This is a genomic window from Solwaraspora sp. WMMA2065, from assembly GCF_030345075.1.
In the GTDB taxonomy this organism is placed as follows: domain Bacteria; phylum Actinomycetota; class Actinomycetes; order Mycobacteriales; family Micromonosporaceae; genus Micromonospora_E.
Map to the genome: position 1 here is coordinate 6,443,681 of NZ_CP128361.1, position 21,835 is coordinate 6,465,515.

17 protein-coding genes are annotated in these 21,835 nt (G+C 71.2%); 5 read left to right on the forward strand and 12 right to left on the reverse strand.

Features of this window, described 5'->3' with window-relative positions:
• Positions 1 to 20 precede the first annotated feature (20 nt).
• The 6 genes from O7610_RS29385 to O7610_RS29410 all read right to left on the reverse strand — a co-directional run bounded on the left by O7610_RS29385 (position 21) and on the right by O7610_RS29410 (position 7,354).
• Complete coding sequence (locus O7610_RS29385; RefSeq protein ID WP_475053005.1) at positions 21 to 656, reverse strand: GTP-binding protein; 636 nt, start codon at positions 654 to 656, stop codon at positions 21 to 23.
• On the reverse strand, positions 634 to 1,149 hold the full coding sequence (locus O7610_RS29390; protein WP_281553574.1) for a DUF742 domain-containing protein: 516 nt from the start codon (positions 1,147 to 1,149) through the stop codon (positions 634 to 636). The genes O7610_RS29385 and O7610_RS29390 overlap by 23 nt, the downstream gene beginning before the upstream one ends.
• Positions 1,146 to 1,628: a roadblock/LC7 domain-containing protein gene (locus tag O7610_RS29395; RefSeq protein WP_281553575.1), complete on the reverse strand. Its 483-nt coding sequence runs from the start codon at positions 1,626 to 1,628 to the stop codon at positions 1,146 to 1,148. Before O7610_RS29395 ends, O7610_RS29390 begins: the two co-directional genes overlap by 4 nt.
• A complete protein-coding gene (locus tag O7610_RS29400; protein ID WP_281567407.1) occupies positions 1,625 to 4,303 on the reverse strand; it encodes a nitrate- and nitrite sensing domain-containing protein in 2,679 nt (892 codons plus the stop codon). Before O7610_RS29400 ends, O7610_RS29395 begins: the two co-directional genes overlap by 4 nt.
• A gap of 34 nt (positions 4,304 to 4,337) precedes the next feature.
• A complete protein-coding gene (locus tag O7610_RS29405; protein WP_281553577.1) occupies positions 4,338 to 5,504 on the reverse strand; it encodes a hypothetical protein in 1,167 nt (388 codons plus the stop codon).
• Positions 5,505 to 5,947: 443 nt separating this feature from the next.
• Positions 5,948 to 7,354 carry an MGH1-like glycoside hydrolase domain-containing protein gene (locus tag O7610_RS29410; protein WP_348650106.1) on the reverse strand — a complete coding sequence of 469 codons (1,407 nt, stop codon included), beginning with the start codon at positions 7,352 to 7,354 and terminating at the stop codon, positions 5,948 to 5,950.
• Between the two features lie 248 nt (positions 7,355 to 7,602).
• Between O7610_RS29410 and O7610_RS29415 the strand changes: the two genes are divergently transcribed.
• Positions 7,603 to 8,337 carry an aldo/keto reductase gene (locus O7610_RS29415; protein ID WP_281555465.1) on the forward strand — a complete coding sequence of 245 codons (735 nt, stop codon included), beginning with the start codon at positions 7,603 to 7,605 and terminating at the stop codon, positions 8,335 to 8,337.
• A gap of 80 nt (positions 8,338 to 8,417) precedes the next feature.
• Here O7610_RS29415 and O7610_RS29420 read toward each other — a convergent pair whose 3' ends face one another.
• Together O7610_RS29420 and O7610_RS29425 are read right to left on the reverse strand one after the other, a co-directional pair.
• Positions 8,418 to 9,557, reverse strand: a complete 1,140-nt coding sequence (locus O7610_RS29420) for a glycoside hydrolase family 12 protein (RefSeq protein ID WP_289212309.1) — start codon at positions 9,555 to 9,557, stop codon at positions 8,418 to 8,420.
• Positions 9,558 to 9,650: 93 nt separating this feature from the next.
• Positions 9,651 to 10,424 carry an IclR family transcriptional regulator gene (locus tag O7610_RS29425; RefSeq protein ID WP_289212310.1) on the reverse strand — a complete coding sequence of 258 codons (774 nt, stop codon included), beginning with the start codon at positions 10,422 to 10,424 and terminating at the stop codon, positions 9,651 to 9,653.
• Between the two features lie 65 nt (positions 10,425 to 10,489).
• Between O7610_RS29425 and eda the strand changes: the two genes are divergently transcribed.
• From eda to ctaD, 4 genes are all read left to right on the forward strand, one after another.
• Positions 10,490 to 11,188, forward strand: coding sequence for a bifunctional 4-hydroxy-2-oxoglutarate aldolase/2-dehydro-3-deoxy-phosphogluconate aldolase (gene eda / locus O7610_RS29430; protein ID WP_281553580.1), 699 nt, complete (start codon positions 10,490 to 10,492; stop codon positions 11,186 to 11,188).
• A gap of 77 nt (positions 11,189 to 11,265) precedes the next feature.
• Positions 11,266 to 12,393 carry a sugar kinase gene (locus tag O7610_RS29435; RefSeq protein ID WP_281553581.1) on the forward strand — a complete coding sequence of 376 codons (1,128 nt, stop codon included), beginning with the start codon at positions 11,266 to 11,268 and terminating at the stop codon, positions 12,391 to 12,393.
• A 177-nt stretch (positions 12,394 to 12,570) separates the two neighbouring features.
• The gene (locus O7610_RS29440; protein ID WP_281553582.1) at positions 12,571 to 13,686 is read left to right on the forward strand and encodes an FAD-dependent monooxygenase; all 1,116 of its coding nucleotides are present in this window, start codon (positions 12,571 to 12,573) and stop codon (positions 13,684 to 13,686) included.
• A 151-nt stretch (positions 13,687 to 13,837) separates the two neighbouring features.
• Positions 13,838 to 15,598, forward strand: a complete 1,761-nt coding sequence (gene ctaD / locus O7610_RS29445; protein ID WP_281553583.1) for an aa3-type cytochrome oxidase subunit I — start codon at positions 13,838 to 13,840, stop codon at positions 15,596 to 15,598.
• Positions 15,599 to 15,627: 29 nt separating this feature from the next.
• On the opposite strand, the gene O7610_RS29450 is transcribed toward ctaD, so the two are convergent.
• The 4 genes from O7610_RS29450 to O7610_RS29465 all read right to left on the reverse strand — a co-directional run bounded on the left by O7610_RS29450 (position 15,628) and on the right by O7610_RS29465 (position 21,606).
• Complete coding sequence (locus O7610_RS29450) at positions 15,628 to 16,881, reverse strand: MFS transporter (RefSeq protein WP_289212311.1); 1,254 nt, start codon at positions 16,879 to 16,881, stop codon at positions 15,628 to 15,630.
• A 122-nt stretch (positions 16,882 to 17,003) separates the two neighbouring features.
• On the reverse strand, positions 17,004 to 17,588 hold the full coding sequence (locus O7610_RS29455) for a nicotinamidase (RefSeq protein ID WP_281553585.1): 585 nt from the start codon (positions 17,586 to 17,588) through the stop codon (positions 17,004 to 17,006).
• A gap of 68 nt (positions 17,589 to 17,656) precedes the next feature.
• Positions 17,657 to 18,946, reverse strand: coding sequence for a nicotinate phosphoribosyltransferase (locus O7610_RS29460; RefSeq protein WP_281553586.1), 1,290 nt, complete (start codon positions 18,944 to 18,946; stop codon positions 17,657 to 17,659).
• Positions 18,943 to 21,606 carry a LuxR C-terminal-related transcriptional regulator gene (locus O7610_RS29465; RefSeq protein ID WP_289212312.1) on the reverse strand — a complete coding sequence of 888 codons (2,664 nt, stop codon included), beginning with the start codon at positions 21,604 to 21,606 and terminating at the stop codon, positions 18,943 to 18,945. Before O7610_RS29465 ends, O7610_RS29460 begins: the two co-directional genes overlap by 4 nt.
• Positions 21,607 to 21,835: the final 229 nt, after the last annotated feature.

The window sequence follows — 21,835 nt, forward strand, 5'->3', positions numbered from 1 at the left end:
TGTCCTCCTCTGCTACCACCTCAGGATGGCTGACTCCGTACCGCTCGGTCCAGCGCCCGGTCCAGGACCACCAGCAGGGCGTCTCGGACCGACAGCCGGTCGCGGGCGTCGTACGCGACGACCGGAACGGCCGGGCCGGTCGCCAACGCCCACTTGACCTCGTCAATGCTATGACCAAGGCGGCCGTGGAAGGTATTTACTCCCACCACGAACGGCAGCCCGGCCCGTTCGAAGTAGTCAACGGCGGGGTAGCAGTCGTCCAGGCGTGAGCTGTCCACCACGACCAGTGCGCCCAACGCCCCCCGGGCCAGGTCGTCCCACATGAACCCGAAGCGGGTCTGACCCGGGGTGCCGAACAGATACAGCTTCAGACTCTGGTCGATCGTGACACAGCCGAAGTCCATCGCGACGGTCGTGGTGGTCTTGCCGGACTCTGGGCCGGGGTCGTCGACCCCGACGGAGACGGCGGTCATCTCCGCCTCGGTGGTCAGCGGGACGATCTCGGAGATGGCCCCGACGGTGGTGGTCTTGCCCACCCCGAAGCCACCCGCCACGACGATCTTGACCGGGATCGGCGCGGTCCGGGGTGGGGCGCGGTGCCGGGCTGTCGGGGGCGGTCCGGCGGTCGGCCGGTCAGGAGATGGCACGTAGTCCACGGATCACTCGCAGGATGGTGTCGGCATCGGCAGGGGCGTCGACGTCGGGTACGTGGACGTCGAGATGGGCGGAGGCGCGCAGATCGCCGACGAGCACCCGGGTCACCCCCAGGTGCAGCCCCAGCCGGGCGGAGAGTTCCGCGACGGAGATCGGGTCGGCGGCGAGCGAGATGATCGCCCGCAGTTCAGGGGCGAGGCCGGATCCCGAGGGGCCGGGGTCGAAGGGGTCCGGAACCCGCGCGGTCACCTGCGTCTCCAGGTTGATGTCCGGGTCCGCCCCGGTTACCCGACCGGCGGTCAGCACGAACGGCCGCAGCGTCGTCGCCGCGGCGTCGCCGTCCGACCGGTCCGGCACGCCGCCGTCGGACCCGCCGACGCCGGGCGGACCCCCGCCCGCCGCCGGGGTGTCACCCGACGGCGGGGTACGCAGGTAGGGGCGGATGCGCGGCTGCGGATCGACCGGCTCGTCCGCCCCGTACGGCGGTCGGGTCACGACTGGACGGAGTTCTTCAACTCGGCGATCAGCCGGGGAGTGAGCGGGCCACCGGCGCGCCCGGCGAACAGGGTCATCTCGTAGGCGACCGTGCCGAGGCTGGCCGAGCGGTCGGCGATCACCCCCAGCACCGACCCGGAGCTGATCGAACTGACCAGCAGGTAGCCGTCGGCCATGTCCACCACCACCCGGTTCAACGTGCCGAGCGAGTACCAGTTCGCCGCACCACCGGCCAGACTGGTCATGCCGGACACCACCGCCGCCAGCCGCTCGGCATTGGCCCGGTCCTGAATCGCGGACATGGCCATCAGCAGTCCGTCGGAGGAGACCGCGATGGCTTCGCGGACACCGGCGGTGCTGGAGGTGAACGAGTCCAGCAACCAGTTGAAGGTCTGCGCTTCGGCGCTCAGCGAGCCGCTGCCATTGCCGGCCGGGGTCGTCGGGCGTTCCGCGGTGTCCGGCGTGTAGGGACTGTTCATCCGTTGGTTCCTTTGCTGCCGTGCTGGAAGGTGGTGGTGATCTCGGTGAGCGCGCGCTGAACGCCCGTCTCGAACTCGTCCAGGGACTCCTTGGCCTGCTGCGGGTCCGGCGGCCAGGGCTGGCCCTTGCCGGGGGATGCGCTGGCCGGGGGCGGGTCGGGCAGGCTCGCGCCGGGCACCCGCTGGGTGAGGCGGTCCGACCTGGCGACCGTCGGGTCCTGCGCCACCTCCCGCTGCGCCCGCCGTACCCCGGCCTCGAACTCCTCCAGCAGTGCCCGTGCGGCGACCGGGTCGGCCGGTGCGTCGCTGAGCGCCGCCGGTCCGCCGCCGACCGGGTGCTGGGCACCGGGAACGCGTTGCCGCAGCGGCCCACGTCCCACCGGCTCGGCGGTGGGGGCTGCCGCCGGCTGATCCGGTGCCCTGGCTGGTTCGGCCGGCGTGCCGGTCGCTGGCGTACCCGTGCCGGCCGCAGTGGTGTCGGAGCCGGCGGCCGGGGCACCGGCCCCGGCCGCTGCGGTGCCGAACGCGTTCCACGGGGTTCCGGTGCCGAGCGACCGGGTGGCCCGCTGCACCGCCGACGAGTCGAAGCCAGCGCCGGAGCCGTCCGGCACGCCGGTGCGGACGCTGGCCCGGGCGACGGTCCGTTCCAGACGGGGTCCGCCGGGGGCCGCCGGCGTCACGGCCGTCGGCCTGTCTCCGGACGGACCGTCTCCGGGCGGACCGCCCGGTGCGGTGCCAATCAGCACGGCGTTGGCGGGGACCGTGCCGGGCAGCGGCGCGATGGTGGGCGCGACCGCTGGTGGCCGGCCGGTGGGACCGGTGGCCACGGCCCGTCCAGGGGCGCCGGTGGCCGGCACGATCAGGTCCGGTCCCAGGTCGACCGTCACCGTGACCCCGCCGCCCGGCGTTGCGGTCAACTCGACGGCCATCGCATGCCGGCGGGCGAGTCGGCCGACCACGAACAGGCCGAGGACCTCGGTCGGTACCAGGTCGAGCCGTTCCCGTCGGGTCAGCCGGGCGTTCTCCTCGGCCAGTCGTGCCGGGGACAGCCCGAGCCCACGGTCGATGACGCTGACCCGCAGGCCGTCGTCGAGCGGTCCGGCGGCCACGGTCACCCGGGTGTGCGGTGGGGAGAAGACGGTGCCGTTCTCCATCAGCTCGGCCAGCAGCAGCACCAGGTCGGCGATGACCGACGGCTGCAGGGCGTACCCGGCCGGTGCCTGCACGTCGACCCGGGTGTACTCCTCGATCTCGCCGAGAGCGAGCCGGATGACGTCGGAGACCGGCAGCGGGGCCATGTGCTCCTCGGCGCCGGTCGCCCCGGAGAGCACCACCAGGCTGCCGGCGTTGCGCCGCAGCCGGCTGGAGACGTGGTCGAGCCGGTAGAGATGCTGCAGCCGGCGCGGGTCGGTCTCCTCCCGCTCCAGCCGGTCGATGATCGCCAACTGGCGGCTCACCAGGTTCTGGGTCCGCCGTCCGACGTGGCCGAACATCTGCGCCACGTTGCGTCGGCTCGACACCTGTCGTTCGACGAGCCGGGCGGCGGTCTGCTGTACCCGTTCGAAGGCGCGGGCCAGATCGCCGATCTCGTCGGTGGCGGAAACCTCGACCGGGTCGAGGCGCACCGGGTCGGGGCGTTCCGACTCGTCATCGGCCACCCGTACCAGCTCCGCCTCGGCGATCCGGGCGACACGGTCGGCCGAGGAGGTGAGCCTGGCCAGCGGCTGGGCGACCGACCGGGCCACGTACAGACTCAACGCGACGACCGCCAGCAGGACCAGCAGCGCACCAGCCACCACGCTGTACGCGATGAACAGGATCTGTTCCTGCCGTCGGGTCACGTCGACTGTGACGTCGATGACGATCTTGCGTTCGACGAACCGGCCGAGGGCGATCAGCGATTCCAGGGCCGGGAACAACGTGGTTACGGACAGGCCGGCCAACGCTTGGGTCGGGTCGACTGTGAAGCCGTCCTGCGCGCCGGCCTGGGAGGTGGCGGTGAACCCGCTGCCGAGCCGCTGGTCGAGTGCCTCCTCGACCAGGCTGTAGAGGGCCACCTGATCGGCGGTGGCGAATCGGCTGAACCGGGCGGCGTTCTCCTGCGCGGCGACCAGGCTCATCGCGTACCGGGTGGCGGACTGCGGATCGCGGGATCCGACCACCAGCAGCATGTGAGTCGCTCCGGCGCTGATCGCGGCATCCAGCCGCAGCGCGGCGTCCAACGCTACGATCTGGCGTCCCTCAGGGGTGGCGACGTCGGCCGAGTCGACCAGCTTCAATCCATCGATCAACCGCTCGATGAGATCGCCGTACGTGGTCATCACCTGATCGCTGGTTGCCGTGCGGTCGCGTACCGCGGACCGGACCTCAGCGAGGTCGTCGACAGCGTCGACCGCTGCGGCCAGTTCGGTGCCGAGGTGGTCACCCAGCTCCGCCCGGAGGTCGGCGACCCGGTCGGTGACGGCCGCCTCCTGCAACACCAGTCGGGACCGATCCACGCTGTCCAGCAGGTAGCCGATCGCCAGCAGACGCTCCTGCTGCAGGTCCTGGGCGAGCGAGCCGATCTGGCCGCCGGTCTGCACGGTGCGGACCGTGTCGGCGGCTCGGCCGGCCAGCGCGGCGCGGTCGATCACGATCGGCACCGCCAGGGCAGCGACCGCGATCAGCGGGATCATGACCAGCAGGGCCAGTTTTCCCCGGATCCGGAGCCTATCGAGCAGCAACGGTCGGCCCCCATCGTCCGGTGCCCGGGTCGGCGGTGCCGGCGGGGGCGCCGCCGTGCGCCGTCGGGTCGAGTTTCGGCCAGCGGGTCGGCTGGTCCGCCGTGTCGGGACCGGGCTCAACCGGTTCCAACGGCTGGCCGACCCCGACATGGCCGCCACTGCCGGCACCGGGGCGACCGGGCTGAACGAGGTAGGCGATGACCATCGGGGCTACGGCCAGAGCGAAGGCCACCACCAGGGCGCCGACCGAGACCCACTGGCTGCGTTGCAGGGTGCTGATCCGGTCGGTGATCAGATTGTCCAGCTCGGCCAGCATGGTGCCGGTGAGTTCGGCCGCCGCCACCTGGGCATCGACCCGGAGCCCGACGAGGGGATCCAGGTCGGGCAGCGCTGCCCCGCCGCCCGGCCCGGCGGACCCGTCGCCCGAGACGACATCCGCGGGTTTCAGCGCGGCGGCGGCCGCGGCAATGGTGTCCATGCTGCGCCGGAACCGGTCGACCTGGGTGAGCAGGTTGCTGCTCATCGTCCGGCTGTCGGTGCTCTCCACCGCGGCCTGGACGTTGTCGGCCAGGTCGCCTGCGGGGGAGAGCACGTCGCCGACCGCGCTGATCAGTTCGACCAACGCCAGTGGCCGGTCCTGCGCCGGTCGGGTCGGCAGCAGCACCGCGAGATCCGCGAAGCGTCCGGTGGCGACGATCGCCTCCGGCAACTCTTCGGCCGCGCCGTCCTGCAGGTGGTAGGCGTCGCCTTCCGGGTCACGCGTCAGGTTCGAGCTCTCCCGGATCCTGTCGTACTGGGCCAGCAGCAGGTCGGTGGCCTGGCGGTACGCGTCGAAGGCTTCGGTCGGCCGGCTGAACTGCCGACCCGACAGGGATTCCACGGCGGAGCGCAGCGTCGCCCACCGTTGCTGGGCTCGTAGCGACGCGCCGATCCGCTGGTCGACCTCGGTGACCGCATCGAGGGCCCGAAGCAGCGCCTCGTCGTTGACCGGCTGACCGGCGACGGCAGCTGACTGCGCGTCGACCAGGGCCACGGTCAACTCGTTGAGCGCGCCGAGATACGCCACACCCTCGCGTTCGCGTTCGGCGAAGGCGATGTCCGCCGAGGTGCCGCGCCACAACTGGGTGAACAGCACACAGATCGGCACGAGCATCAATACGGTGATGACTGATCGGAGCAACGCCCCGTCGAGCCATCGCTTTCGGCCTACGGCGTCCTGTCCGGGTCGCCGTGCGGCATCGTGTGCGGGTTGCATCGCCCACCCCTCTGGCGGTAGCAGCAAAAACGGCGGACAGCGTCGAGTGCGCAGGATCGCGTCGTTCGTGCGGCCCACCGGCAGGGAAAGATAGATGTCCTGCCGGCGGGCCGGAACCATCCGTGAGGACGCCAGTTGCGCACCGTACGGTCGACTCGACCCACCGTGAGAAGGTGGCTACGAACAGTGAGAATCTGTTGATCAGTAACCGTTTTCTGTCTTATATGCAGCTTATGTCGTAATCAACGGCATCTGCGGGTGGTCAGCCGAATGGGTATTGGTATCGGGCAGACTGTCGGATCGGCGTTGGTCGACGCGGCTCCCCTACTATCGGGTAACTGCTAATCGATCGGACCGCCGACCGGCGGAGCCTCGCCTTCGCCCAGCAGATCGAGCACCAGCGCTGCGGTCCAGCTGAATGCCGCCGAGCCGACCCCGTCGCCGGTCTCCGGGTGGAAATACTCGTAGTAACCGGACCGGCGAACCAGTTCCAGCATCGCGTCACGCAGAGTTTCGGCCTGATCCAGATGGCCATGCTCACGAAGTCCCCGACGGAGCAGCCAGTTGATATTGATCCACACCGGTCCGCGCCAGTACCGCACCGGGTCGAAGTCGACGGCGGCCCGGTCGTAGCTGGTCACCGGCATCGACGCTGACAGCCCGAACCGGTGCGACTCGGCCGTAGCCACGAGCGCCGCGACCCGGTCGGGCGGTAGGCCGGGCAGGATCAGCGGGACCAGTCCGCTCACGCAGCGTGCCGGGCTGAGCCGTCCGGTCCGGACGTCCCGGGCGTGGTACATGCCGGTCCGCGGATCCCACAGTTGGTCGTCGACGGCCCGGGTGATCCGCGCGGCGCGGTCCAGGTGGACCGCTGGATCTGCGCCGACCACGGCGGCGATCCGGGCGAGCGCGTGTTCGGCGGCGGCCAGCAACGCGTTGAAGGTCGGACACTCGACCACGAAGTCGTGTCGGGCGGCCAGCTCGTCGTCCCGGTAGCCGCCGTCGCGGTACGCCAGTGCCAGCGCGACGAACCGGGCGTAGTCCTCATCGGTCGGCCGGTGGGACGCTGCGGCCACCCGGTTGTCATGCCGCTGCCGCCCGACGAGCACGCCGAGGTCGGCCGGTACGGCGGACAGCGCCGCATCCCAGGCCGGGCTGTTGTCCAGGCCGGACTCCCAGGGGTGCACGATGCTGGCCAACCCGTCCCCGCCGACGTCGCGACTGCTCGACAGGTAGTCCTGAGCGGCGACCAGCCGTGGGTAGAACCAGCGCAGCTCGGCTTCCGCCTGCGGCCCCGGTGCCCGTTGGTAGATCTCCCAGATGGCGACGGCGTGGGCGGGCGGCTGGACGATGCCGGTGCCGTCCGGGTGCCCGGGGCGGCGCAGCGGCACCTGCCAGAATCCCGGTCCGGGGAAGTAGTCGCGTTCGGCGACGTCCGGGTCGAAGACGATGTGCGGGACCCGTCCGTCCGGCCACTGCGCCAGGAACAGGCTGCGCAGGTCGTGCCAGGCCCGATCGGGGTCGATCCGGGCCAGGCCGATCGCGATGAACGCCGCGTCCCAGCTCCACTGGTGCGGGTAGAGGGTGCGCGACGGCACGGTGTGGTTGCGCGACCAGTTGGCGTCGAGCACGGCTCTGGCCATGTGCCACAGGTCGGCGGGCGTGCGTTCGGTGAGTTGTTCGGCCGGTAGCCGGTCCGTGACCGGGATGCTCGCGATGGCCGTGTGGGCGGTGCTGATACTGCTCATTCTTCCGTCCTGGTCAATCTCCCGCCGGGCCGTCGGCCAGGCAGAAACCACCGCCAGCGGTGGGGTGGTAACGACGAATGTACGCGCGGTGAACAGCATGTGCCCTTGTCACAGACGGCGGTAGGGTCTGTCGGCTACCGGACGATGAGTCGTCCGGTCAAGGAATACGTGCAGGTTGAAGGGGGTAGGCGGGGAGGATGGCAACGCATGGTGAGCAACCTGTGGCAACCTTGCCGTCCGGGATCGGGATGCCGCTGCTCGGGTTCGGCACCTGGCAGGCGTCGGGCGACGCCGGGTACCGGGCGGTCCGAGCGGCATTGGACGCCGGCTACCGGCACGTCGACACCGCCACGATGTACGGCAACGAGGCCGAGGTCGGCCGGGCGATCAAGGACAGCGGAATCGCCCGGGACGAGATCTTCGTCACCACCAAGCTGCCACCCGATCGGGTCGGGCGGGAGGCGGAGACGCTGGCCGTGAGCCTGGCCGCGCTGGGCACCGAGTACGTCGACCTGTGGCTGATCCACTGGCCTCCGGCCGGCGGTGCCGGCGTGCCGACCTGGCGCGAGTTCGTCGCCCACCGGGACACCGGTGCGGTGCGGGCGATCGGTGTCTCCAACTACGGCCTCGACCAGATCGACGAGCTGACCGAGCGGACCGGGGTGGTGCCGGCGGTCAACCAGGTGCCGTGGGCGCCGGCGATGCACGATCCGCGTACGGTGGCCGAGCACCGTGACCGCGGGGTGGTGCTGGAGGGGTACAGCCCGTTCAAGAACACCGACCTCGACGACCCGGTGCTGGTGCGGGTCGCCGCGGCCCACCGGGTGAGCGCCGCCCAGGTGGTGCTGCGCTGGCACATCCAGCACGGCATCGTGGTGATTCCCAAGTCGGTCACTCCGGAGCGGATCCGCGGCAACGCCGACGTCTTCGGCTTCACCCTCTCCGCCGAGGAGATGGCCACAGTCGACGCCCTGCGCGACTGAGACCACGACACCCCGGGCGGTGCGGGCCGGCCGCGGAGGGGGCCTCACCCCCCGCCGAGGCCGGCCCCGGCGTTCGCGGATCAGCCGGTGGTGCAGGTGGTGCCGTTGAGGGCGAAGCTGCTCGGTGAGGAGTAGTTGCCGCTGTAGCTGGCCTGGTAACCGAACGAGGTGGTCGCCCCCGGCGCCAGCGTGCCGTTCCAGCCCACGTTCCGGGCGGTCACCGACGATCCGCTCTGGGTGACGGTGGCGTTCCACGAGTTGCCGACCGTCTGCCCGGCCGGCAGCTGGTAGGCCAACGTCCAACCGTTGATGGTGCCACCACCGGTGTTGGTGACGCGTACGTCGGCGGTGTAGCCGTTGTTCCAGGTGTTCGCCGTGTAGCTGACCCGGCACCCGCCACCACCGGGCGGCTGACTGGTCGGCGGGGCGGTGGTCGGCGGGGCGGTGGTCGGCGGGGCGCCGCCGGTGGAGACCGAACCGGAAAAGGAGTTCACCCCGAGGCCGACGCCGCCGTTCCACGGCTCGAAGCCGGCCTGGACGCTGGTCAGGTACCAGGAGTTGGTGATTTGCCCTCGGGCCCGGACGTCGGCGATGAAGTCGAGCACGTTGAAGCTCCAACTGGTGATCGACGACGGGGCCAGGTAGGACACCACGTTGTTGGAACCGTTGCTGCCGGTCCAGACCTGCCAGTTGCGGCCGGCGACGGTGGCGTTGCCGACCGGCGAGCCGATCGGCTGGATGGAGCCCTGCCGGTGGAACCAGATCATGATCTCCATCTGGCTGACGCCGTTGGTGCGCGGGGTCGGGTCGAGCCAGATGTCGTACGAGGCGTTGTACGTCCCGTTACCGACGTACCGGTAGTTGATGCTGGTCGGCGCGTTGCTGATCCGGCTGACCTGGATCGGCAGGTTGGTGCCGGGAGAGCAGTTGGTGTAATGGCAGCCGTAGAAAATCGACGGGTACGACACCGGCGCGCCATTGGTCGGCGAGCTGCCCTGCTGCGAGGTCACCGAGAAGCCGGTGTCGGTCACGTTGATGCACTGTTCGGCGGTGGTGCCCCAGCGGTTGTTCTGCACCACGTAGCGGCCCTGAATGGTGGTGCTGCCGTATTGTTCGCAGATTCGCGTGTCGGCCTGGGCTGGTGTGGCGGCGACCACGGTGACGAGGCCGCCGGTGAGCAGCAGGACGGCTGCGGCGGCGGCGCGGATCGGACGTCGCATGGTTCTCCTTGTGTCCGTGGAGACGGCGGGTAGGAACCAACGTCGCGGGAGCGCTCCCATGATGGTAGATCACATCGACATGTATGAAAAGAATCAGCGGGAGATCAGCCCGCGGGCGGCGGCCATCTGGTCGGCGGCGGCCCGCAGTGCCTCGACCATCCGGGCCTCGCCGGCGGCGTCGATCCGGGTCGCTGGGACGGACAGGCTGATCGCGTCGGCGGCCGGCCGCCGCAGTGGCATCGCCATCGCCAGGCAGACGATCCCCTCAGCGTTCTCCTCCCGGTCGACGGCCCAGCCCTGGGCGCGGACCTCGGCCAGCGCGGCGTGCAGGGTGGCCGGGTCGGTGATGGTTCGCCGGGTCATCCGGCGCAACGGCCAGCTCAGCAGTTGGTCGACGACGTCGTCCGGATGTTCGGCGAGCAGCGCCTTGCCCAGTGCGGTGGCGTGCGCCGGCAGGTGTCGGCCGATCGCGCTGTACAGCCGCAGCGGGTGCACCGACTCGCGCTTGGCCAGGTAGACCACGTGCGGGCCGTCCAGCCGGCCGAGATGGACGGTCTCACCGAACTGCCCGGCCAGCGCGTCGAGCACGCCGTCCAGCAGGCTGACCGCGTTGTCGGCGGCCAGGTACGCCGCGCCCACCTGCAGCGCCCGTACGCCGAGGCCGAACCGGGTGCCGGTGGGATCGGTCTCCACCCAGCCACGGTGCATCATCGTGCGCAGAATTCCGTGCAGGCTGCTCTTCGGGATCTGCAGGACCCGTGTCAGTTCGCCGAGGGACCGGCGGTCAGGGGTGGCGGCCAGCGCCTCCAGCACCTCCAACGTCCGGCCGGCGGACTTCACCGGCTGGAAACCCTCCTGCGCCGCCATGGCGGTCACTCTAACCAGCGTCGCACCCGGTTGACAGCGATGTACCGCCGAGTATGGTCACGTACGTGACCGATGTTCATGATGCTGAACGTGAGTCGGCCGGTCGCGAGGCCGACCGGGGCGCGCACCACGGCGGCGACGTCGTCTCGGTGATTGGCGCGGGGCGGATTCTTCCGGTGGTCGTCCTGGCTGATCCGGCCGGCGCCGCGCCACTGGCCGAAGCGCTGCTCGCCGGCGGACTGCGTACCGCCGAAGTGACCTTCCGCACCCCGGCGGCGGCGGACGCCATCGCGGCGATGGCCGGGCACCCCGGCATGCTGGTCGGCGCCGGCACCGTACTCACCGTCGAGCAGGTGGACCGGGCCGTCGACGCCGGTGCCCGATTCGTGGTAAGCCCTGGCTTCGGACCCGCCGTCGTCCGTCGCTGCCAGGAGCTCGACCTGCCGGTTTTCCCCGGGGTGTCCAGCGCCACCGAGATTCAGATGGCCCTCGACGCCGGGCTGGACACGGTCAAGTTCTTCCCGGCCGAACAGCTCGGCGGGGTGGGCATGGTCTCGGCGCTCGCCGCGCCGTTCAGGTCGGTGCGGTTCATCCCGACCGGCGGGGTGAGCCCCGGCAACGTCGCGGACTACCTGGCCCACCCGGCGGTCCTCGCCGTCGGCGGCACCTGGATGGTCGCCCCCCGCCTACTCGACGCCGGCGACTGGGCCGAGGTGACCCGGTTGACCGCCGCCGCGGTCGCCGCCGCCCGCGCCGCCGACTGACCCGCCAGCCCGCGCCGCCGACTGACCCGCCCGACCTCGACCAGGACCGGTCCGACCTTTGACTGAGGAGTCGTGAGATGGCCGAACAGCACCCCGCCGACCGTGCCCCGCTGCACCCCCGGCCGGCCACCGAGTGCCGCTACGACCTTGTCTCGCTCGGCGAGGTCATGCTGCGGCTGGATCCGGGGGAGGGACGGGTGCGCACCGCCCGCAGCTTCCGGGCCTGGGAAGGTGGTGGCGAGTACAACGTCGCGCGGGGCCTGCGCCGCTGCTTCGGCCTGCGTACCGCAGTTGTCACCGCGTTCGCCGACAACGAGGTCGGTCGCCTGCTGGAGGATCTGGTGCTGCAGGGCGGCGTCGACACCGCGTACGTGCGCTGGCTGCCGTACGACGGGATCGGCCGGACCGTCCGCAACGGGCTCAACTTCACCGAGCGCGGCTTCGGGGTGCGCGGCGCGGTCGGCACCTCCGACCGGGGCAACAGCGCGGCCAGCCAGCTACGCCCCGACGACGTCGACTGGGACCACCTGTTCGGCACCCTCGGCGTGCGTTGGCTGCACACCGGCGGCATCTACGCGGCCCTGTCGCAGACCACACCGGACACGATCGAGGCGGCGATGACGGCCGCCCGCCGGCACGGCACGATCATCTCCTACGACCTGAACTACCGGCCCAGTCTCTGGAAGGCGGTCGGTGGACAGTCCCGGGCGCAGGAGGTCAACCGGCGGCTGGCCGGCTACGTCGACGTCATGATCGGCAACGAGGAGGACTTCACCGCGAGTCTCGGGTTCGCCGTACCGGACACCGACGAGCGCCTCACCGAACTGGAGGTCGCCAACTTCCAGCGGATGATCACCGAGGTGACCGGGGCGTACCCGAACTTCAAGGTGGTGGCGACGACGCTGCGTACGGTGCGTTCCGCGACGGTGAACGACTGGGGTGCGGTCGCCTGGTCGGCACCGACCGGTTTCGTGTCCGCCACCCACCGGCCGGGCCTGGAGATCCTGGACCGGGTCGGCGGCGGCGACAGCTTCGCGTCCGGCCTGGTCTACGGCCTGTTGGAGCTGGGCGACCTGGCGGTCGCGGTGGAGTACGGTGCCGCGCACGGAGCGCTGGCGATGACCACCCCCGGAGACACCTCGACGGCCAGCCTCAAAGAGGTGGCGGCGCTCGCCGGTGGCGGTGGGGCAAGGGTGCAGCGCTGAGGGTCCCGCCGGCACCGGTAAGCCGTTAAGATTTCCACCAATGGATGTTGCCTGGCGCCGTGGCGGGTGGCATTCGCGTGGAGCGAACAGGGTGGGATGGGCCTACCGCGGGCAGCGTTGCTGGCAGTAGTCTCTTGGCTTCAATGAGTGTCTATTCCCCCGGAGGCGGCGCGGACCATGGCTCAACCACCCGTGCGCGTGCTCATCGTCGGTGCCAGCGTCGCCGGGCTGGCCGTCGCCCGAGCACTGCGGCTGGCCGGCATTCGGCCCGAGCTGGTGGAGAAGCTGGCACCGACTGTCGTCGCCGGTGCCGGGATCTTCCTACCCGGCAATGCCATCCGCGCGCTGCGTGAGCTCGGGCTGGACAATCCGTTGCGTCCGCTCGGCGCGGTGATCCGGCGGCAGCGATTCCTCGACGCCACCGGAGCCGAGCTGTGCTCGGTCGATCTGGAACAGCTGTGGCAGGGGGTCGGGCAGTGCCGGGCGCTGCCCCGCGCGGACCTGCACCAGGTGCTGCTCACCGGCGCCGGCGGGGAGGTGCGGTACCACACCGAGGTGTGCGACGTGGAGGTCGGTGACGAGACCACCAAGGTCGCCTTCGGTGATGGCTCCTACGCCGAGTACGACCTGATCGTCGGCGCGGACGGGCGCCGGTCTGCGGTCCGTCGACTCGCCGAGATCGGCGGCGCGCCGCACCCGGTCGGCCAGATCGCCTATCGTAGCGTGGTCAGTGGCGGTCCGGAGATCACCGAGTGGACGGCACTGCTCGGGCAACGGTCCGGCATCGCGCTCGCCCCGATGGGCTACGGCCGGGTCTACCTCTACGCCGACGAGCCGTTGCCGGCCGGCTCCGCCCCGCCCGCCGACCCGTTGGTCCGGCTCCGCCAGCTCCTCGGCGACTACGGTGGGCCGGTGCGAGCGGTCCTCGACGCGGTGGAGAAGGTGCAGGTGGCCGTCACCGACGAGGTGGAGCTGAGCGGCTGGTCCCGGGGCAACGTGGTGCTCGTCGGGGACGCCGCCCACGCGACCGCGCCGACGCTGTCCCAAGGGGCGGCGATGGCGTTCGAGGACGCGCTGGTCCTGGCCGAGGAGCTGCGTGCCGCGCCGTCGGTCGTCGAGGCGCTCGCCAGGTACGAGAGCCGGCGTCGGCCGCGTACCCAGTGGGTCCTGGACCGGACCCGGGACCGGGACCGGACCCGCGACGTCGCCCCGGCCCTGCGCGACCCGGTGCTGCGCGCCAAGGGCGGCACGATCTTCCAGGAGCACTACAGGTTGCTCGTCGACCCGGTGTGACTCGACCCGGTGTGAACCGCCCGGCGGCCCGCAGCCGTCCGGGCACCCGGCGTGCGGACCGGCGGTGAACGGGGACTATCCTGCCTGCGAGGCACGGCCAGCGGATCATCAACCCGGGCGCCGTGGGATTGACGAGAACCGGAGGCCATTCGTGACCACCGTCGCACCGAAGCCGATCGCCAGCCGGCCCTTCCCGGTCCGCAGGCCGGTCCGCGGCTCGGCCATGGCGCGGCTGCTGCGCACGACCGACGCGAAGCAGATCGGGATCATGTACATGATCACCGCCTTCGCGTTCTTCATGATCGGTGGCCTGATGGCCCTGATCATGCGTGCGGAGCTGGCCCAGCCGGGGATGCAGTTCCTCTCCCCGGAGCAGTACAACCAGCTGTTCACCATGCACGGCACGATCATGCTGTTGTTCTTCGCGACGCCGATCGTGTTCGCCTTCGCCAACTACGTTACGCCGATCCAGATCGGTGCGCCGGACGTTTCCTTTCCCCGGCTGAACAGCTTCGCCTACTGGCTGTACCTGTTCGGTGGCACCTTGGCGATGGGTGGCTTCCTCACCCCGGGCGGCGCCGCCGACTTCGGCTGGTTCGCGTACACCCCGCTGAGCAGCGTCGAACACTCCCCGGGCGTCGGCGCCAACATGTGGATCGTCGGACTGGCGATCTCCGGTCTGGGTACCATCCTCGGCGCGGTCAACATGATCACCACGATCCTGACCCTGCGCGCGCCGGGCATGACCATGTTCCGGATGCCGATCTTCACCTGGAACATCCTGGTCACCAGCCTCCTGGTGATCATGGTCTTCCCGCTGCTGGCCGCCGCGCTGTTCGCGCTCGCCGCCGACCGGATGCTCGGTGCCCACGTGTACGCGCCGGAGACCGGTGGGCCACTGCTGTGGCAGCACCTCTTCTGGTTCTTCGGCCACCCCGAGGTGTACATCGTCGCGCTGCCGTTCTTCGGTATCATCAGCGAGATCATCCCGGTCTTCGCCCGCAAGCCGATCTTCGGCTACAAGGGCCTGGTGGCCGCGACGATCGCGATCGCCGCGCTGTCGATGAGCGTCTGGGCGCACCACATGTTCGCCACCGGCGCGGTGCTGCTGCCCTTCTTCAGTTTCCTGAGCTTCCTGATCGCCGTGCCGACCGGCATGAAGTTCTTCAACTGGATCGGTACCCTGTGGCGGGGGCAGATCAGCTTCGAGACGCCGATGCTCTGGTCGATCGGCTTCCTGGTCACCTTCCTCTTCGGCGGGTTGTCGGGTGTGCTGCTGGCCAGCCCGCCGATTGACTTTCACGTCTCGGACTCGTACTTCGTCGTCGCCCACTTCCACTACGTGCTGTTCGGCACGATCGTGTTCGCGGTGTTCGCCGGCATCTATTTCTGGTTCCCGAAGTTCACCGGACGGATGCTCGACGAGCGGCTGGGCCGGGTGCACTTCTGGCTGACCTTCGTCGGCTTCCACACCACCTTCCTGGTGCAGCACTGGCTCGGTGCCGAAGGCTTCCCCCGCCGGTACGCCGACTACCAGGCGATCGACGGCTGGACCACGCTGAACATGATCTCCACGGTCGGCTCGTTCGTCACCGGCATCTCCACCCTGCCGTTCCTGTACAACGTGTGGAAGTCGTACAAGACCGGACCGCTGGTCGAGGTCGACGACCCGTGGGGGCACGGGAACTCGCTGGAGTGGGCGACCAGCTGCCCGCCGCCGCTACGCAACTTCGACCGGATGCCCCGGATTCGCTCTGAGCGGCCGGCGTTCGACCTCAAGTTCCCGGAGCTGGCCGCCGGACACCACTCGGTCGCCGGGCCACCGGAGGGCGGTGCCAAGCCGTTGACCAGCGAGTCGGACGGCGGCGCCACGTACCAGGAGGACACCGCCAGCAACGTCGACCGGCGCTGACCCACCGGCTGGCACTACCCACGATCGGTCTACGACGCGGCCCCGGGCGCATTCCGCCCGGGGCCGCGTCGTGCCTCTGGGAGCCCGTCACCGCAGGCCGGCACCCGGTCCAGCATCGCCCGGCGGCGCAACTGCATGGCGACCATCGGCAGTGCCAGCAGCAGCCCCGCCGCGCCGATTGCCACGAAACCCCACGTCGGCGTACTGGCGTCGATCACCGCACCGGTCAGCGGCGCCCCGACGGCCATGCCCACGGTCATTGCCGAACCATGCAGGCCCATCGCCTCGCCGCGTACCGCCGCCGGGGCCAGCCGGGCGACCGCGTCGGACGTGGCGGCGATCGTCGGCGCGCAGAGCAGCCCGGCCGGGGCCAAGGCCAGCCCCAGCGTCCACCAGTTCCCGGCCCCGAGCCCGACCGGGACCGTGGCGGCGGCCAGCGCGACCATCAACCCGACCGGCGGCACCGCACGCCGGGTCGCTCCGTAGGCGAACCCGCCAACCAGTGAGTAGGCCCCCCAGCCGGCGAGCACGACGCTGGTCCAGACCAACTGGTCGCTCTCCCGCAGCGCGGCGATCAACGCCACGTCGGTGCCACCGAGCACCAGCGTCGACGCCGTGCCGACCGCGAGGACCCCGAGCAACTGCGGGGTCAGCCAGTCCCGGCGGGTGATCCGGACGCCCGCTCGGTCAGCTTCCTCGTGCCGGGCGCGGATCGGCGGGTCGACGACGAACAGCGCCAGCCCGGCGGCGACCAGGCCGGCGCCGACCGCGACCATCGCGATCCGGGGGGAGACCGCGGTGGCGAGCAGCACCGCGAGGGCCGGGCCGACCATGAAGGAAAGCTCGACCGACATCGAATCCAGGGCGTACGCCGGACGGCGCTGTTCCGCCGGGACCAGTGCGGCCAGCGACTGCCGGATCACCGAGAACACCGGCAGGCTGAGCAGGCCGGCGACGACCGCCGCGACCAGCAACGCGGGGTACGGCAGCGCCTGCGCCACGGCCCAGAAGACGCCCTGGGCGGCGGCCGAGACGGCCAGCACCGGACGTAGTCCACGCCGGTCGACCAGCCGGCCCAGCACCGGTGCGCCGATCGCGGCCCCGACGGTCAACGCGGTACCGGCCAGACCAGCCGCGCCGTACCCCCGGCCCTGGTCCAGCACGACGTACAGGGTCAGCGCCACTCCGGCGGCGGTGTTCGGCATCCGGGCCAGCACCGACAGGGCGAGCAGCCGGGCCACACCGGGCAGCGCGAGCGCCTGCCGGTAAGGAGTCAGGTTCATCAGTCGGTGTTACCTCCGGCCGGCATCATGCCCGCCGGGTACGACGCCGGCCAGCCGATATCCGCGCCGGCCAGCCCGACCTGCGGTCCGGCCCCGGCCGGCGCGGTCAGGCCGGTGGCCGGTCAGGCCGGGCGCAGTACCGGGGAGCCGGTCAACGTCACCCCGGCGGCCCGCATCGCGTCCATCGCCACCTCGGTGGTGTCCCGGGCCACCCCGGCGGTCAGGTCGAGCAGTACGGTGGTGTCGAAGCCGGCCCGAGCGGCGTCCAGCGCGGTCGCCCGTACACAGTGGTCGGTGGCGATGCCGACCACATCGACCCCGGTGATCCCGCGTTCCCGCAGCCAGTCGGCCAGGCCGATGCCGTCGTCGCTGTGGCCCTCGAAGCCCGAGTACGCCGCCGCGTGCCGGCCCTTGCGGAAGACCGCCTCGATCCGGTCGACGGCCAGCCCGGGATGGAACTCCTCCCCGCCGGTGCCCACCACACAGTGCGCCGGCCAGGTGTCGACGAAGTCCGGCGGGTCGCCGAAGTGCGCGCCGGGATCGACGTGGTAGTCCTTGGTCGCCACCACGTGCCGCCACCGCCGCTGCGGCGCCTCGGCGACGCTCCGGGAGATCGCCGCCGCCACGTCGGTGCCGCCGCCCACCGCGAGCGAGCCGCCTTCGCAGAAGTCGTTCTGTACGTCAACGATGATCAGTGCCCGGTGCATGGTCGTCGTCCTCCTGCTGCTGGCTCCTGAACGGTCGGTCACCGGTCGCGCCGGTCGCGGCCCGGCGGTCACTGCTCGGCTGGCACGACGGTCACCGGGATGGTCGGGTCACCGGCGGACAGCTTCAGCCCTTCCCACGGTATCGAGATCAGGCAGTGGCGCAGGTGCTCACGGGACTCGGCGATGGTCGGCCGGGCCAGTGGCTCGCCTGCGGCGACAAAGGACCGTTGCAGCACCCGGTCGCCGTTGGACCGGTCCGGCACCCCCTGCGAGACGACGATCTCCTCGGTGGCGGTGCCGGTCGGCTTGTGCCGGCGTACCGCCACCTTGCGGCCCCCGACGGTGGCCTTGTTCTCGGAGCGCTTGACCACCGGCCGGCCGTCGACCTCGACCAGCTTGTAGACCAGCCGGGCGGTCGGCGCGCCGGAGCCGGTCACCACGGCGGTGCCGGCACCGTACATGTCGACCGGCTCGGCGGCGAGCGAGGCGATCGCGTACTCGTCGAGATCACCGGAGACTATGATCTTGGTCTCGGTGGCGCCGAGCGAGTCGAGCAGCTCCCGGGACTGTTGCGCCAGGACCGACAGGTCGCCGGAGTCGATCCGGATCGCTCGCAGGTCCGGCCCGGCGACCTCGATCGCGTTGCGGATGCCCTGGCTGATGCTGTAGGTGTCGACCAGCAGCGTGGTGTCCCGTCCGAGCGAGGCCACCTGGGACGCGAACGCGGCCCGTTCGTCGTCGTGCAACAGGGTGAACGCGTGCGCCGAGGTGCCCGCCGTCGGGATGCCGTACCGGGCACCCGCAGCCAGGTTGGACGTCGCCGCGAAACCTGCCAGGTACGCGGCCCGGGCAGCCGCCACCGCCGCCTCCTCGTGGGTGCGCCGCGAGCCCATCTCGATCACCGGTCGGCCACGGGCCGCGGTCACCGCCCGCGCCGCCGCCGCCGCGATCGCGCAGTCGTGGTTCAGCACCGACAGCACCAGAGTCTCCAGCAGGACGCACTCGGCGAACGTGCCGGAGACGGTGAGGATCGGCGAGTTCGGGAAGAACAACTCACCCTCGGCGTACCCGTCGACGTCCCCGGTGAACCGGTAGTCGGCCAGCCACTGTGCGGTGTCGGCGTCGACCACCGCACGGTCGCGCAGGTGGCGGATGGTCTGCGCATCGAAGCGGAAGTCCCGGATCAGGTCGACCAGCCGACCCGTGCCGGCGACCACACCGTACCGGCGACCGGTCGGCAGCCGCCGGGCGAAGACCTCGAACACACAGTGCCGGTGGGCGCTGCCGTCGGCCAACGCGGCGGCGAGCATGGTCAGCTCGTAGTGGTCGGTCAGCAGAGCGGGGCTGGAGCTGGTCACCCGGTTACTGTACGGCCGCCCGGCGGGTGCGGCCCGGCCCGGCCGGGCCCGGTGGCCCCCGGCTCGTCGGGCAGGGCGCGCAGCGCCTCGGTCAGCTCGGCACGCCCGGTCACGCCGAGCTTGCCGTACGCCCGTTGCAGGTGGTTCTCCACGGTGCGGGGCGACAGGAACAACCGTCGCGCGATCTCCCGGCTGGCCACGCCGGCCGCCGCCAGCTTCGCCACCTGGTGCTCCCGCTCGGTCAGGTTGGGCTGACCGGCCAGCAACGCCGGGGTACGCACGTCGACGCACTGGCCGAGCGACCGGCCCAGCAGCACGTTGGTCTGTCCGGTCACCGGCGACCGGGCCAGTCGCTGCCGGCGTACCGCCATCGCGGCCGACTCGGCGGCGAACAGGTGCAGCCCGAGGCCGGCGAAGCCGCTGGCGGCGCGCAGCAGGGCACCGTACGGTCCGTTGGCGGCGCCCTGCGCCTGGCGCAGGACCAGCGGCGGCAGCGGCCCCTCGACCACCTTGGCGAGCTCGGTCAGCCGGTCCACCGCCAGGTCGGCCCGGTCCAGCCGGACCAGGTCGTGCAGCACCATCACCTCGTGGCCGGCGAGCCCGTCGGTCCGCAGCCGGTCCGCCAGCTCCCGCAGCATCTCCACTGCGCCGGTGACGTCCCCCTCGGCGACCGTCACCCAGCAGCGCGCCTGCTCCCGCCACGGATACAGGATCGCCATCCCGGGCGTCTGCGCCCGGTCCGAGTCGGCCATCGCTGCGGCGGCCTGGGCCGCCTCGCCACGCAGGGCAGCCGCGTGTGCGCGCTCGGCGTGGGCCAGCCCCGCGTACACCCGGCCGGTGGCCAACGTGGCGCATGCCTGCAGGCTGTGTCGCAGCGCGTCGTCGAGCCGGCCGCGCAGCCGGGCGGCCTGCGCCCGGATCACCGACAGGTATCCGGACCCGAGCCGGAAGTCACCGGCGTCGGCCAGGTCGGCGAACTCCTCGGCGACGATCGCCTCGATCCCGGCCAGGTCGCCGGCGAGCACCAACCGGGTGCCGCGGGCGAGTTCCAGCGCCAGCTGCAGGTAGGGGAGTTCGGTACGCCAGTGCGGGGCGTCGGCCTCGACCCGGGCGATGGCCCGGCCGCTGCCGGTCAGGTCGCCCTGCGCGGCCTGCAGGTGGGCGATGGTGCACTGGGCCAGCCCGTGGGCGGCGTGACTGGCCGCCGGCCGGTCGAGTACGGCGTGTGCCAGCCGCAGCGCGGCGTCACACTCCAGCCGGTGCAGCCGCATGATCGCCTCGAACGAGTCGACCCGGACCCGCTCGGCCGGGTCAGTCAGCTCACGGGCACCGGCCGCCAGGTCCTCCAGCGTCGACTCGTTGCCGAGCCCCCAGTAGGCGACCAGTCCCAGCACCATCAACCAGCGGCTGCGTCGTTCGTCGGTGGTGACCTCGTCGCGGACCGCCTCGATGGTGGCCAGGGCCCGCTCGGGCTCGTCGCGGAACATCAGGATGGTCGCCCTCAGCTCGGCGGCGTCGAACCCACCGCCGACGTCGAACGCCCGGGCAGCCAGCCGGTCGGCCAGTGGGATGTCGTACCCGGTGAACGCCCGGCCGGCCGCGTCGAGCAGCATCGCCGGGTCGTCGGCGGTGTTCGACTCGAGTCGCCAGACGGCGACCCTCAGCAGGTCCTCCCGGCGCCGTGCCCCGGCCTGCTCCACGAGCGAGGCGAGCTGCGCCTGCAGCCGCTGCGCCCGGGTGACCGGGCACCGGCGGCGCACCACCTCGCCGTACAGTGGATGGGCCATGTGCACGTCCTGGCGGCGGTCGTCGATGTCGACCCGGATCAGCCCGCGTTCCTCGGCGGCCTCCACGTCGGCGTGCCGGCTGGTCCGCAGCAGCAGTCGCAGCCCGATCGGCTGGCCGAACGCCACCAGCTCGACGACACCGCGAACCGGCGGGCTGAGCTGGCCGATCCGGGTGTCGATCAGGTCGGTCAGGCTCGGTGCCAGCTCCAGCCGGCCGGTCCACCGCCACACCCCGTACGTCTGGGTCAGCTCCTGCCCGGACTGGGCCGCGATGACGAGCTCCCGCAGCAGCAGTGGGTTTCCTTCGGACAGCCGCCACAGCCGTTCGGCCGACGTGGGATCCAGCGGCCCACCGAGCAGCTCCATCAGCAGGCCGGTGCTGTCGACGACGCCCAGCGGCGACAACTCGTCGTGCACCACGAGATCGTCAGCCCACAGTGCCCGGATCGGCAGTGGCACTGGCTCACCGCTGCGTAGCGTACCCAGCACAGTGGCCTGACCGGAGCGGGCGATCAGGTTCGTCACCGCCGCCGACGAGGGATCGAGCAGATGCGCATCGTCGATGGCGAGCACGATAGGCCGGCCGGCGGCCCGTTGCCGCAGCGACTCGACGGCCCAACGCAGCAGCGCTGACGGGGACAACCCGGGTGGCTGGTCCGCCGGGAGGACCTGGGCGAGGCCGGCGAACGGCAGGCCGGCGGCGCTGACGCTGCCCGAGGCGGACCAGACCGCGTAGGTATCGGTCGGCAGTCGACTGACGACTTCCCGGAGCAGCCGGCTCTTGCCGATTCCGGCGGAGCCACTGAGGATCAGGCCGCGACCGCCGTCGGTGGCTGCGGCGAACAGCCGGTCGAGCTCTTCGGACCGTCCCACGAAGCTCCACAGGCCCATGGCAGGGGAGCATATAGAACAGTCGCGGAGGGGGAAGGGCGCGGCCGGTTCGCAGTTGAGTATGAAGTGTTCGATCAGTTGAGTAACGGTGGTCGTCACTGCGTAAGTGATTGTGCACGTAGCGTCGGTGTACTGGTATTTCGTGGCGATGACGCCCGAAGGAGCTCAGCTTGTGGAGTCTGTGACAGTACCGTCGAATCGCCTGGCTACC

Bases quoted from the DNA above. Each gene is read 5' to 3' on its own strand.
- O7610_RS29395 (WP_281553575.1), bottom strand. From the start codon at position 1,628: ATGAACAGTCCCTACACGCCGGACACCGCGGAACGCCCGACGACCCCG.
- O7610_RS29400 (WP_281567407.1), bottom strand. From the start codon at position 4,303: ATGATCCCGCTGATCGCGGTCGCTGCCCTGGCGGTGCCGATCGTGATC.
- O7610_RS29405 (WP_281553577.1), bottom strand. From the start codon at position 5,504: ATGCTCGTGCCGATCTGTGTGCTGTTCACCCAGTTGTGGCGCGGCACC.
- O7610_RS29410 (WP_348650106.1), bottom strand. From the start codon at position 7,354: ATGAGCAGTATCAGCACCGCCCACACGGCCATCGCGAGCATCCCGGTC.
- O7610_RS29415 (WP_281555465.1), top strand. From the start codon at position 7,603: ATGCCGCTGCTCGGGTTCGGCACCTGGCAGGCGTCGGGCGACGCCGGG.
- O7610_RS29420 (WP_289212309.1), bottom strand. From the start codon at position 9,557: ATGCGACGTCCGATCCGCGCCGCCGCCGCAGCCGTCCTGCTGCTCACC.
- O7610_RS29425 (WP_289212310.1), bottom strand. From the start codon at position 10,424: ATGGCGGCGCAGGAGGGTTTCCAGCCGGTGAAGTCCGCCGGCCGGACG.
- O7610_RS29435 (WP_281553581.1), top strand. From the start codon at position 11,266: ATGGCCGAACAGCACCCCGCCGACCGTGCCCCGCTGCACCCCCGGCCG.
- O7610_RS29440 (WP_281553582.1), top strand. From the start codon at position 12,571: ATGGCTCAACCACCCGTGCGCGTGCTCATCGTCGGTGCCAGCGTCGCC.
- O7610_RS29450 (WP_289212311.1), bottom strand. From the start codon at position 16,881: ATGAACCTGACTCCTTACCGGCAGGCGCTCGCGCTGCCCGGTGTGGCC.
- O7610_RS29455 (WP_281553585.1), bottom strand. From the start codon at position 17,588: ATGCACCGGGCACTGATCATCGTTGACGTACAGAACGACTTCTGCGAA.